Raw genomic sequence first — 10698 nt, 5'->3', positions numbered from 1 at the left:
AGAGAACTGAGTATGACAATCCCGTTTGAGCCGACTCGCTCATATGTCTACAGAGCGACTCGGTACGAGATTCTCCCCAAGATTGCCGAGCTAGCGCGTGAATTCGGGGAGCAACCCTTCCTTCTCCGCGAATTGTCTCGGCGAGTATTGTCGGAGACATACAGTCAGGAACAGTTGGATACAGAGATTAAGAAGGAACAGTCCGACGAGGTGGAAAGAATGAGCCGAATATTCGGCTTCTACATTCCATTCCTCGCCAAGAACTTGAATATCTTCGAAAGATGCGGTGGAGGAATATTCAAGAATCTCTCGCGCGCAGACGAGGCGGGAGAGATCGAAGAAGCCGAAGCTGAAGCAGACGCCGAGGTAGAAGAAGGCCGCGACGATGCCCCCGCATTTATCTATGCTTATTCATTTCCTTCCATAGAGCGCCATGATGTGGCCTTTCCAATTAAGATTGGCTTGACTCGCTCAGACGATGCAGATGCTCGCGTCCGGCAACAATGCCGACAGACTTGCTGCTTCGAATATCCGAAGGTTCTACAGACGTGGCGCGTCTTGAGAGTCTCCGCCGTTGAACACGCAATTCACTTCACTCTCAGCGCCCGGGGACGTAAGCGCGATGCCCCTGGCACTGAGTGGTTCGACACAACAGTGGCAGAAATCGACTCCATCGTTCGATTTGTTCAAGGAGACAATGGCGGGATGTAATGTCTCAACCCCACCGCCAATTGTTCAACGAGTTACGACAGCTAGCAGAGATATGGCAGGCGCATAGTGACCAGCAATATTCCAGAGAAAGCCGGCGAAACAGACCCCGTTTTATCACGTTGCGTTACTCGCAACGTGCCCGTCCGATGGGCGAAGGACTCCCTCAGTGCGTTCTGGGAAGCAGCAGAAGGCAATGTTGTTGCGAGCTTTGCGCATGCATCATCGGAATTGCGGCTATTGCATCGCGTGGACGAACTACTCCAACGAATAGCAACAAACCAGATAGAACCTCAAAGTGCTCTTGTCGCACTTCTTCTACTTCGTACTCATTCCGCATATCGCGCTGCTACACTAATCGCGGCGTCAGGCATGCCGACCGACACCTATCCCTTAGTGCGAACCATTCTGGAGACCGCCGGCTACGCTCTGCTCATCCATCGCGATCCAACACTTGGCAGCGCATGGTTGAGTAGAGACGACGGGCCAACCGAAAGGAAGAGGGTCAGAAACACATTTACGGTGCGCGCCGTCAAAGACGCATTGATGCAGGTTGACCCTAGCCTGCTACGCGTTTTTGAAGGCTTATATGAGTACTGCATCGACTTCGGCGCCCATCCAAACGAGAAGTCGTTGACAGCCAACATGTCGATGACCGAAGAGGGAAAGACTAAGAACTATAAGGTGCAGTATCTTCACGGGAACACTACGTTTACCGCCGGTGCGATGAAGAATACAGCGCGCGCTGGACTGTTCGCGCTCCATGCATTTCAACACACAATGTCAGCACGATTTGAGTTGCTGGGGCTCAAGCAAGACATGCACCTCCTCAAAGGCCACCTCTAGCCGTCGCAGTCCGACTCCCCTACCCTACCTCCGACAACCGCAGCAGATTCGTCGCTTCAACAAGTTCGGGCCGCCTGTAGTCGGCAAAGAAGATCGGACTCCTTCCGCGACGCCAACGGCCTAAGTGCCGCCTGACTTTCCGGAGCCCCCTACCCGCGCCGCCGAAGCGTGCCGTCCCCTCACCCCCGCCACGCCCACCCCGACGGTCGCCGCCACCATCACCCCCGTGATCGCGAGCAGCGCAGTCGGCAGCGAGGCCGCCGTCAGGAGGGCGCTGGCGAGGATGACGCCGCAGGCGTTGGCGGTGCGCATCAGGGCGAAGACTTCCGGGCGGCGGTGCGGCGGCGCCAGCGTGTCGAGGATCAGCGAGTAGTGGGTCGCCAGCGGCGCCAGCACGAGGCCGATCAGGACCGCGCCCGCGAGCGTCGCGGCCACCGAGAGGCCGGCCGCCGCCAGCCCTGAGCCGGCGCACATGACCAGCAGCTGCGCCATCACCGTGCGGCGCGACGGCCGCCGGTTGCGCACGCTGACCCAGATGCCGCCCGCCACCGAGGCGAGGCACAGCGGCACCGTGAACAGGATCGCCAGCGCCGGCTCGTAGCCGAAGGCCAACGCCAGCGCGACGGCGCCGATCTCGACGGCGGCTACGGTCGCGCCGCCGGCCATCGTGCAGGCGAGCCACAGCAGGATCGGCGGGCTCAGGATCGAGGTTCGTTCGCGCGGGATGTCTTCGGGTGCCGCGGCCGGGCCGAGGTTCGGAATCAGCAGCGCCGGCAGCGCACCCACCGCCGCCATCGCCACGATGCCAAACACCGGCGAGATCGAGCCGAGGCCCGAGGCCACCACCGGTGCGGCGACGAAGGTGAGTTCGTTGAGCGTGGCCGCGATCCCCAGCGCCCGCGACATCCCCGAGACCGGCGCGAACTGGTTGAGGACCGCGCGCAGGGTGCCGGCGGCGGCGCCGTTCACCAGCCCGGCGCAGGCGGCGAGCGCGATCAGCCATGGCAGCGACATCCCGAAGGCCGCGCCCAGCGCGATCGCCACGAGGGCCGCGGTGCGGACCGCCAGCAGCAGCTTCAGGAAAGTGGCCATCGGCAGCGCCCGGCCGAGCCGCGTCAGCGGCAGCGCGCCCGCGACCTGCGCCAAGGTCATCGCGAGGATCATGGCGGCACCGCCGCTCGCCGCGCCGCCCAGGCTGACGGCCAGCAGCGCGAAGGCGACCGGCGCCGCGGCCTGCGGGAAGCCCAGCGTCGCCGACGAGGCCGCCCAGCGCACGAGCCGCCATCGGCCGGGATGGGGGCGGGAGCCGGGATCGCCGATCGTCATGACGCGTGCTGTCTACACAGGCGATGTCGTGCCGCCAACGGCCTTGCCAACGGCGCGCCCAGGGAAAACCATGCAACGTCGTCGGCGGTCGCCTGTTGGCAGGCCCCGTAGCTCTTCCGTGGAGGTTCGCATGTCGATGAAGAAGATGCCGTTCGTGGCGTTGTTCCTGATCCTGGCCGGCTGCAGCGGCACCGCCGACACCGGCACGGCCGGCCCGACCGGCGGCAACCCCGGCGCCACCGGCGCGGCGTCGGAGCGCTACATGGGCGTCCGCTCCAACGTCAACGCGACCTGGAACGGCACGACCAGCTCGTCGACCATGCTCATGCAGCGCATCAAGGAGGACTCGGCGCGCGGCGCCGCCAGCGGTGGCGGCGACACCAAATACTGAGGCCGCGCCACCTCGCGGGCCGTGCGGGTCTTCAGGGGCGCGTGACGCGATTTACAGGGTCGATGCCGCGCCATAGATGTCTCGCGGTCACAGGAGGGGAGCGGGCGATGAGCGGCCTGGCGTTTGGCGAGATCGAAGGCGTCGACGAAGAGAGCCTGGCCCGGCTGGTGGGCCGCTTCTATGCCGCCGTCCGGTCCGACGCGCTGATCGGCCCCGTGTTCAACGACGCGATCGACGACTGGCCGCTGCATCTCGACAAGCTCGCCGCCTTCTGGTCCTCGCTGATGCTGGGCACCGGCCGCTACGACGGCAGGCCGATGGCGGCCCATTTCCGGCATCGCGCGCGGATCACGCCGGCGATGTTCGACCGCTGGCTCGCCCTGTGGGGCGAGGCCACCGAAGCGGAGATGCCGCCCGCCGCCGCGCGCTCGCTGCAGGCAAAGGCCGCCCGCATCGCGGAGAGCTTCAAGCTGAACCTCGCCCGCTTTGGCGCGGGCATCTGAGACGCCGCGACGCGAGGCCAGGACGTGGCCAGGTCGCGGATTTAGCGCCGGCGCATGAGGAACGAAATGCCCGCCCCCACCTCCTACAAATCCACGCCGGTGTTCGACGAGACGACGCTGCCCGCGGCGCTGCGGCGCGAGCACCGGACGAAGGCCGGCGTGTGGGGCATAATCCGCGTGCTCGAGGGCGAGGTCAGGCTCGTCATCGTCGGCGGCGCGGAAACGATCCTGACCCCGGATCGCCCGGGCCTCGTCCTGCCCGACCAGCCGCACCACGTGGAGCCGCTCGGGAAGATGCGGATGCAGGTCGATTTCTACGACCAGGCGCCGGACGTCAGCGGGGGCGCCGTTCCGACGCCCTAGCCGGACCGTTTCAGCCCGGCGTGCTGGCCAGGATGACGGGCGAATCGAGCCAGATGCGGGCCTTGTCCGCCTGCTTGAAAACGCGCATCGGCCGCTTCGGCACGGCGAGGATGCCCAGCAGCCGCGCCACCTGCCAGTAATTCTCGTCGCGCACCACGAGGGCGAGCGGACCGAGCCCGCTGCCGGCCGCCTCGTGCATCGACCGGAGGCGGACGCCGACCGTGAGCAGATGCTCGGGCTCCATCTGCGTCTGGACCAGCCGGCCATCGAACAGCTTGCGATAACCCAGGATGTTGGACCCAGCGATCATGTCCAGCATGCGATTGACTTCGTCGAGGTCGACGGGACCGTCGCCGGTGGCGACCATGATCTTCGAGCGCGAATCGATCGTCCAGTGGAGTGGCATGCCTTCGGCAGTCCTTGCTGAGAATCGTACGACTACTAACAGTATGCGCCCGCCGCGCAACAACGAAAGGCGGTAGGGCGGCCTTGGAAACAACCCCAGGTTTTAAAAGGCCCTCGCCTCTGCGCCGCCCGGACGGGGGCTCAGAAGAAGGACCATCGTCCCGAGCACCGCCGCGAGCAACGAGCCCAGCAGAATGCCGATTTTCACGCCGTCCTGCAGGGCCGCGCTGTCCGGAAAGGCCAGCAGGCCGATGAACAGGCTCATGGTGAAGCCGATGCCGCAAAGCAGCGCCACGCCAAGCACATGCAGCGGCGCCGCGTTGGTCGGACCGTCGGCCCAGCCAAGCTTCACGGTCGCAAGAGCCGTGCCATAGACGCCGATCACCTTGCCGAGCACCAACCCGCCCGCGACGCCCAGGGTCAGCGGATCGACGAGGGCCGCCACGTCGAAGCCCGCGAGCGAGACGCCGGCATTGGCGAAGCCGAAGATCGGAATGATGAAGAACGGCACGACCTTGATCAGCGCATGCTCGAGCGTGTGCAGCGGCGAGTTCGGGACCGACTCGCGCCCGCCGGCCACCGGGCGACCGAGCGGGATGGTGAAGGCGAGCGCCACGCCCGCGACCGTGGCATGCACGCCCGACAACAGCACCAGCAGCCACAGCACCGCGCCCAGCATCAGATAGGGAAGCAGCGCCCGCACCCCCAGCCGGTTGAGCACGAGCAGCGCCACCAGCACCGCGCCCGCGCCGCCCAGCGCCGCGAGGTCGAGATTGCCGGTGTAGAAGACGGCGATGATCAGCACGGCGCCGAGATCGTCGATGATCGCCAGCGCCGTCAGGAACACCTTCATCGACGCGGGCACACGGTTGCCGAACAGCGACAGCACGCCCAGCGCGAAGGCGATGTCGGTCGCGGTGGGAATCGCCCAGCCGCGGATCACCTCGCCGTTGTGCCAGTTGAGCGCGGCGAAGATCAGCGCCGGCACCGCCATGCCGCCGGCGGCGCAGAGGCCGGGCAGGATGCGCCGTGACCAGGTCGAGAGCTGGCCGTCGACGACCTCGCGCTTGATCTCCAGCCCGACCAGCAGAAAGAACACCGCCATCAGCGCATCGTTGATCCAGTGCGAAACGCTGAGCGGCCCGACATAGACCTTGAGCATCGCGAAATAGGCAGGAGCCAGCGCCGAGTTGGCAACGATCAGCGCCAGCGCCGCGGCCCCCATCAGGACGATGCCGCCCGACGCTTCGTTATCGATGAAGCGGCGCAACAGGGTCGGACGCACGTGAGGATTGCGGGTCATGGGTGCCACATGGAAACAGAATCGCTGGCGGCCCGACCAGCGCTAATCCCTGACCGCGGCGAGGCGCGGGCACCCGCGCCTGTTCTGGCCCATCGGGCACGGCACGGCAACAGGATCCGGCTGCACGGGCATGCAAATACGTGGCATATCGAGGCGCCTTGGGGGAGTTCGAGATGGTCGGGCGGTGGCGGGGCCTGCTGGTCCTGGGATCGATGGTGGGGGCGTTCGCCGCGGCGGCGCCCGGGACCGCGCAGACGAAGAAGATCGGCACGTTCGGCGGCTGGGCGATCAGCCTCCTCGACGACAAGGGCCGGTTCGTAAGCTGCGTCGCCGACACGACGGGCACGGACAATGAGGGATTGCGGCTGAGCTTCGGCGAGGACGGCCGGCGTCACTTCATCCTGCCGGGTCCGGCCACGAGCGGCGCCCGGGACGAGGCCATCGTCGTCCTGCAGCCCAGCGGCAAGCGCTTCACCTTCCCCCTGGCCCAGCGCTCGACGGACCGGCTGTGGAGCCCGGTCCTGGAAAACGACTTCACCGACGTGTTCTTCGCGTCGAAGCGCATGGAGGTGCGCCTCCCCGCGCGCAACGTCACGCGCAGCTTCGATCTCGGCGATCCCGACACGATGAGCGCCCGAATCGACGGCTGCGTGGCGTCGCGGCAATAGCGCAGGCGCGACGACAACGTCCGCGCAGAAGCGATGCCGTGCGCGCTCAGGCGTGGCGCAGGGTGCCGCGCAGCTGTTCGACGTTGGATTGGGTGGCCACGATCCGGCCCATCAGGTTGACCCTGCGGATCACCAGGCTGGTGTTGCGCGGATTGACGTTCAGCTCCTTCGACAGATCGTTGAGATCGTCACGGAGCCGGTTGAGATTGGTCTCGAGCTCGGCAAGCTTCCTGTCGTCCCTGCGCACCGGTACCCTCATAAAAGCGCCGGTGGCAGGATATCATGACAGGCCGGGGCGCGGACGAGGCGTTACCCCCCGCCCTTTTGTATCAATTGTATTTGGGAGCGGTCCAAGGACCCTATTCGACCGGCCGGACGCGGCGCGAGGGCATGGTCACGGCGACTTCGAGTTCGCGGGTGAGCTCCGGCAGGGTCAGCATGCCCGGCCGCAGCAGCAGGCGGGCGACGCCGGAATTGCGGCGGTTTTCCTCGGGCCAGATCGCGCGCCGCGCCAGCGAGCGGGACTCGTCGTTCTTGCCGGCGCGCAGCGCCACGATCGCGGCGGCCAGGCAGCGCTGTTCCCATTCGCCGAACGGGCCGACGCCGCGGCCCAGCGCGTCGATGATCGTCGTAATGGCGTCGACCGCCATCTTCTTCTTGTCTTCGGAAGCCAGCCCCTCGGAGGAGAGGGCCAGCGATTTGCGGAGAGCTTCGATATCAGACATCGGTGCATCCTACTCCGGAATGGCGCGCCGCGCCTCACTCCCGGCAACAATCGTTCGTTTCGTTCGTTCGCCCCGCCCGCACCTTCACGGTTCTTGCCCGGCGACGGGGCCGCAGGACAAGAACCGTACGCGAGGCGAAACGCGGCGGCCCCCTACTCCACGCGGATGTTGCCCGCCTTGGCGATGGCGCCGAAATCGGTGCGCTCCTGCGCGATGAAGGCCAGCGTCTCGTCGGGCGTCGTGGTCCGGGGTGAAGCGCCCAGATCGCGGATGCGAGCAGCGATGGCCTCCTCCTGCAGCGCCTGGTTGATGGCGCCGTTCAGCCGCTGGACGATCTCCTCGGGCGTGCCCTTGGGCGCCATGAAGGCGTACCAGGCCACCCACTCACGCGCATCGAGGCCCAGTTCCATCATGGTCGGCACGTCGGGCAGGCGCGGCGAGCGCTCGCGCGAGGTGATCGCGAGCGCCCGCAGCTTGCCGCCCGCGATGTGCCCGGCGCTGGCGCCCAGACTGTCGACCGTGATCGGCACCTCGCCGTTGATCACCGCGAGCAGCGATTGCGGCGTGCTGCGATAGGGCACGGCCGGCATGTCGAGCCTGTGGCGGATCTTCGTGTCCTCGGCGACCAGGTGCGGGATGCTGCCCGACGCCGGCAGGCCGTAGCGCCACTGGCCGGGCTCGGCCTGCGCCTTGGCGATGAACTCCGGCATCGTCTTGAACGGCAGCGACGGCGTCACCACCCAGACCAGCGGCGAGGTGACGGCCACCGAGATCGACGCGAGATCGTCGACCGGATCGAGCGGCATGTTGGGATAGATGCTGCTGCCGATCGAGATGGCGCCGACATGGGCGAACATGAAGGTGTAGCCGTCGGGCGCGCTGCGCTGGACCTCCTGCATGCCGATGATGCCGTTGGCGCCGGGCTTGTTGTCGACCACCACGGGCTGCCCCAGCAGCTCGGCGAGGCGCGGCGCCAGGATGCGGGCATAGACCTCGTAGCCGCCGGCCGCGCTCGGCACCACCAGCCGCAGCCGCCGGTTGGGCCAGTCGCTTGCCGGCGCACGCGTCTGCGCAATGGCAGGTGACGTAGCCAAAGCGGGTGACGCAGCCAAAAGGCCGCCCAGCGCGGCGCGACGTGTCAGGCGCATCGATGTCTCCTCCCCGATCGTTTCCGGCAGGTCATGTCGCCTGCTTGACCGGAAGCCTAGAGGATGCGGTCGGGGAGGACTATCGGGTTGGCGCGGGCGCTATCGCAGGGCGGAGGCGATAGCGCGCGTCGCGACGACGGCTCAGGCTTTGGGAATGCGGATCTTCTGGCCGGGGAAGATCAGGTTGGCGTCCTTGATGACTTCGCGATTGGCTTCGAAGATCTTCGGGTAGGTGTTGGCATCGCCATAGAACTGCTTGGCGATGGCCGACAGCGTGTCGCCGGACTTGATGACGTAATACTGCGTGCCGTCGTCGATCGAGGCGACCTGGGCGCCGTCGACCTTCACCTGGCTCACGCCCATGATGTTGCCCGCCATCAGGATGGCCTTCTGCAAGGCTTCGACCGGGCCGCTGCCCGTGAGCGAGACGGCACCGTCCTTGAACGAGACTCCGAGATCCTTGATGCCGGGATTGGCCTTTTCGATCTCGGCCTTGATCTTGGCCGAGGGATCGGCCTCGTCGTCGCCGAAGATCTTCCGGCCGATGGTCTTCACGAAATCGAACAAACCGCTCATGGCGCGCTCCCGGGGTTAGGGGTGTGGCGCGTAACGAGCGCAGCCCGGTTTCGTTGCGGCCCGTGGCGCCGATCGATGACGCCGCTCAAGCCGCCCGCAAGCCCGCCGCCGGAAACTCGTCCCAGGTCCGGCCATCCAGCGTGCGGCCCTGCTTCTTCTTGTTCGTCCCACCCCACTGCTTGAAGAAGAACGCCGTGCCCTGCGCGCGGCAGGCGTCGCGGATCTCGCGCACCCACGACGGATCGACCGGCCGGGCGCCGGGACCGGACTCGCCGCCGGCGATGGCCCAGTCGATGCCCCTCAGATCGATTCCACCGCGATCGATGCCGCCCGGCACCGACGACACCAGCGACGACAGCAGCGGCTCCAGCGACAGGAAGCGCACGGCCGCCCGCACGCGGCGCAGGTGATCGAGGCGGAAGAGATGGTCGGCGTTCTCGACGCTCGTCCCCAGCCAGACGTTGGGCAGCAGCGGCAGCCGCGCCGTCAGTTCCTCCATGCGCTCGGGCCGCTTGGTGAGGATCTGGTAGGTATGATGCGGCGTCCGCGCCATGACGTCCCAGACATCGGCGACGAACGAGTCCGGCACCGCCTCCCAGAAGAGGTCCGACATCGAGTTGACGAAGATCATGCGCGGCTTCTTCCAGCCCACGGGCACGCCCAGCGCCGCGCGATCGAGCCGCACCGCGCCCGTCCACTTCGCCCGCCCGCCCGACATGCGCGTCAGCCCGGCATACTTCGCCATGCCCATCGCTTCGAGACGCGCCGCCAGGCGCATCGCGTAGCAATTGGTGCAGCCCGGCGTCAGAACCGTGCAGCCCGCGACCGGATTCCAGGTCGCGTTCGTCCATTCGATCGAACTGGTGGCCATGACGAAAGACCCTGTGCGCCCATTCCGGCCTTTGTATGTCAACGCAATTCTCGCAACCGGCTGCCGATTTCGGCCCCGCTCGCCTGCCTGCGACATTGATTTCGAATGTTTCGACTATTTCGATTGTTTCGTTTATAGTGCCCGTCCCGCCCCTGCGGCGACACACACCAGGTGGAGACCCCGATGCCCGTCGACGACTCGCTTTCCGAACGCCTCCCGACCCCGGCCGAAGCCGAGAAAGCCGCGAAGGCCGGCACCGTCCTGGCGAGTCACCGGGACAAGCGCGGCGGCCTGTCGCTTCACGTCAAGAAGGGAGCCAAGAGCGCCGACGTGGACCTTCCGCCGGCGGTCGCCCGCCTGGTGCTCGATCTCCTGCAGGCCATTGGCAAGGGCGACGCCGTCACGCTCGTGCCGTCCGGCGCGGATCTCTCCACCCAGCAGGCGGCCGACATGCTCGAGGTCTCCCGGCCCTTTCTCGTGAAGATGCTGGAGACCAAGGAGATCCCGCACCACAAGATCGGCACCCATCGCCGCATCCGCGCGGAAGACCTGCTCGCCTACAAGCACCGTCGCGACAAGACGCGCACCGCCGCACGCACCCGCCTCGCCCGGCTGGGGCAGGAGAGCGATGACTGAGTGAGGCATGGGTCGGATCGGGCCTTTCGGCCGAGATTAACGAAATCAACCCATAGTTTTATAATATCAGCATCTCAGCATCCAGGAATGGCGCCAAGGAACTAACCCCGATCAGCCATCTCTTCCGCTCGGATCCAGAAGAATGCCGACATCGGGGACATCAGAAACGGGTTCCTCTCCGATGGTACACTAGCCAACGCGCGGGGAATGATGTGCTCGTCGCCTAATG

At 66.2% G+C, this 10698-nt stretch carries 15 protein-coding genes; 7 read left to right on the top strand and 8 right to left on the bottom strand.

The features are described from left to right. Nucleotides 1-12: 12 nt before the first annotated feature. The gene (locus ACQY78_RS24160; protein ID WP_428679764.1) at nt 13-711 is read left to right on the top strand and encodes a GIY-YIG nuclease family protein; all 699 of its coding nucleotides are present in this window, start codon (nt 13-15) and stop codon (nt 709-711) included. Nucleotides 712-777: 66 nt separating this feature from the next. Further along, entirely contained in the window at nt 778-1554 is a 777-nt protein-coding gene (locus tag ACQY78_RS24155; protein WP_428679761.1) for a hypothetical protein, read from the top strand. Nucleotides 1555-1674: 120 nt separating this feature from the next. On the opposite strand, the gene ACQY78_RS24150 is transcribed toward ACQY78_RS24155, so the two are convergent. Further along, a complete protein-coding gene (locus ACQY78_RS24150; RefSeq protein ID WP_428679758.1) occupies nt 1675-2880 on the bottom strand; it encodes an MFS transporter in 1206 nt (401 codons plus the stop codon). A 130-nt stretch (nt 2881-3010) separates the two neighbouring features. On the opposite strand from ACQY78_RS24150, the gene ACQY78_RS24145 reads away from it, so the two are divergent. From ACQY78_RS24145 to ACQY78_RS24135, 3 genes are all read left to right on the top strand, one after another. After that, on the top strand, nt 3011-3271 hold the full coding sequence (locus tag ACQY78_RS24145; RefSeq protein ID WP_428679755.1) for a hypothetical protein: 261 nt from the start codon (nt 3011-3013) through the stop codon (nt 3269-3271). 107 nt (nt 3272-3378) lie between these two features. Next, on the top strand, nt 3379-3774 hold the full coding sequence (locus ACQY78_RS24140) for a group III truncated hemoglobin (RefSeq protein ID WP_428679753.1): 396 nt from the start codon (nt 3379-3381) through the stop codon (nt 3772-3774). Between the two features lie 66 nt (nt 3775-3840). Next, on the top strand, nt 3841-4137 hold the full coding sequence (locus ACQY78_RS24135) for a DUF1971 domain-containing protein (RefSeq protein WP_428679750.1): 297 nt from the start codon (nt 3841-3843) through the stop codon (nt 4135-4137). Nucleotides 4138-4147: 10 nt separating this feature from the next. On the opposite strand, the gene ACQY78_RS24130 is transcribed toward ACQY78_RS24135, so the two are convergent. Beyond that, on the bottom strand, nt 4148-4543 hold the full coding sequence (locus ACQY78_RS24130) for a hypothetical protein (RefSeq protein ID WP_428679748.1): 396 nt from the start codon (nt 4541-4543) through the stop codon (nt 4148-4150). 102 nt (nt 4544-4645) lie between these two features. Then, nucleotides 4646-5845, bottom strand: a complete 1200-nt coding sequence (nhaA, locus tag ACQY78_RS24125) for a Na+/H+ antiporter NhaA (protein ID WP_428679745.1) — start codon at nt 5843-5845, stop codon at nt 4646-4648. Nucleotides 5846-6018: 173 nt separating this feature from the next. On the opposite strand from nhaA, the gene ACQY78_RS24120 reads away from it, so the two are divergent. Then, nucleotides 6019-6513 carry a hypothetical protein gene (locus ACQY78_RS24120; protein WP_428679742.1) on the top strand — a complete coding sequence of 165 codons (495 nt, stop codon included), beginning with the start codon at nt 6019-6021 and terminating at the stop codon, nt 6511-6513. Between the two features lie 46 nt (nt 6514-6559). Here ACQY78_RS24120 and ACQY78_RS24115 read toward each other — a convergent pair whose 3' ends face one another. From ACQY78_RS24115 to ACQY78_RS24095, 5 genes are all read right to left on the bottom strand, one after another. Continuing rightward, the gene (locus ACQY78_RS24115) at nt 6560-6760 is read right to left on the bottom strand and encodes a hypothetical protein (protein WP_425067082.1); all 201 of its coding nucleotides are present in this window, start codon (nt 6758-6760) and stop codon (nt 6560-6562) included. Nucleotides 6761-6872: 112 nt separating this feature from the next. Next, nucleotides 6873-7238, bottom strand: coding sequence for a hypothetical protein (locus ACQY78_RS24110; protein ID WP_428679740.1), 366 nt, complete (start codon nt 7236-7238; stop codon nt 6873-6875). Nucleotides 7239-7390: 152 nt separating this feature from the next. After that, nucleotides 7391-8386: a Bug family tripartite tricarboxylate transporter substrate binding protein gene (locus ACQY78_RS24105; protein ID WP_428679738.1), complete on the bottom strand. Its 996-nt coding sequence runs from the start codon at nt 8384-8386 to the stop codon at nt 7391-7393. A 141-nt stretch (nt 8387-8527) separates the two neighbouring features. Further along, nucleotides 8528-8962 (bottom strand): peptidoglycan-binding protein LysM, encoded by a 435-nt coding sequence (lysM, locus tag ACQY78_RS24100; protein WP_428679735.1) that lies wholly within the window; start codon nt 8960-8962, stop codon nt 8528-8530. An 85-nt stretch (nt 8963-9047) separates the two neighbouring features. After that, complete coding sequence (locus ACQY78_RS24095) at nt 9048-9833, bottom strand: DUF5131 family protein (RefSeq protein ID WP_428679733.1); 786 nt, start codon at nt 9831-9833, stop codon at nt 9048-9050. Nucleotides 9834-10016: 183 nt separating this feature from the next. Between ACQY78_RS24095 and ACQY78_RS24090 the strand changes: the two genes are divergently transcribed. Beyond that, complete coding sequence (locus ACQY78_RS24090) at nt 10017-10469, top strand: helix-turn-helix domain-containing protein (protein ID WP_428679731.1); 453 nt, start codon at nt 10017-10019, stop codon at nt 10467-10469. Nucleotides 10470-10698 lie beyond the last annotated feature (229 nt).

It is taken from the genome of Reyranella sp., from assembly GCF_965279625.1.
Classification (GTDB): Bacteria; Pseudomonadota; Alphaproteobacteria; order Reyranellales; family Reyranellaceae; genus Reyranella.
This window is presented reverse-complemented; position numbering and strand designations above follow the sequence as displayed.

What these genes read in the sequence shown, in the direction of transcription:
- ACQY78_RS24130 (WP_428679748.1), bottom strand. Translation starts at nt 4,543, where the DNA reads ATGCCACTCCACTGGACGATCGATTCGCGCTCGAAGATCATGGTCGCC.
- ACQY78_RS24110 (WP_428679740.1), bottom strand. Translation starts at nt 7,238, where the DNA reads ATGTCTGATATCGAAGCTCTCCGCAAATCGCTGGCCCTCTCCTCCGAG.
- ACQY78_RS24145 (WP_428679755.1), top strand. Translation starts at nt 3,011, where the DNA reads ATGTCGATGAAGAAGATGCCGTTCGTGGCGTTGTTCCTGATCCTGGCC.
- ACQY78_RS24090 (WP_428679731.1), top strand. Translation starts at nt 10,017, where the DNA reads ATGCCCGTCGACGACTCGCTTTCCGAACGCCTCCCGACCCCGGCCGAA.
- ACQY78_RS24105 (WP_428679738.1), bottom strand. Translation starts at nt 8,386, where the DNA reads ATGCGCCTGACACGTCGCGCCGCGCTGGGCGGCCTTTTGGCTGCGTCA.
- ACQY78_RS24120 (WP_428679742.1), top strand. Translation starts at nt 6,019, where the DNA reads ATGGTCGGGCGGTGGCGGGGCCTGCTGGTCCTGGGATCGATGGTGGGG.
- ACQY78_RS24135 (WP_428679750.1), top strand. Translation starts at nt 3,841, where the DNA reads ATGCCCGCCCCCACCTCCTACAAATCCACGCCGGTGTTCGACGAGACG.
- nhaA (WP_428679745.1), bottom strand. Translation starts at nt 5,845, where the DNA reads ATGACCCGCAATCCTCACGTGCGTCCGACCCTGTTGCGCCGCTTCATC.
- ACQY78_RS24160 (WP_428679764.1), top strand. Translation starts at nt 13, where the DNA reads ATGACAATCCCGTTTGAGCCGACTCGCTCATATGTCTACAGAGCGACT.
- ACQY78_RS24095 (WP_428679733.1), bottom strand. Translation starts at nt 9,833, where the DNA reads ATGGCCACCAGTTCGATCGAATGGACGAACGCGACCTGGAATCCGGTC.
- ACQY78_RS24150 (WP_428679758.1), bottom strand. Translation starts at nt 2,880, where the DNA reads ATGACGATCGGCGATCCCGGCTCCCGCCCCCATCCCGGCCGATGGCGG.
- ACQY78_RS24140 (WP_428679753.1), top strand. Translation starts at nt 3,379, where the DNA reads ATGAGCGGCCTGGCGTTTGGCGAGATCGAAGGCGTCGACGAAGAGAGC.
- lysM (WP_428679735.1), bottom strand. Translation starts at nt 8,962, where the DNA reads ATGAGCGGTTTGTTCGATTTCGTGAAGACCATCGGCCGGAAGATCTTC.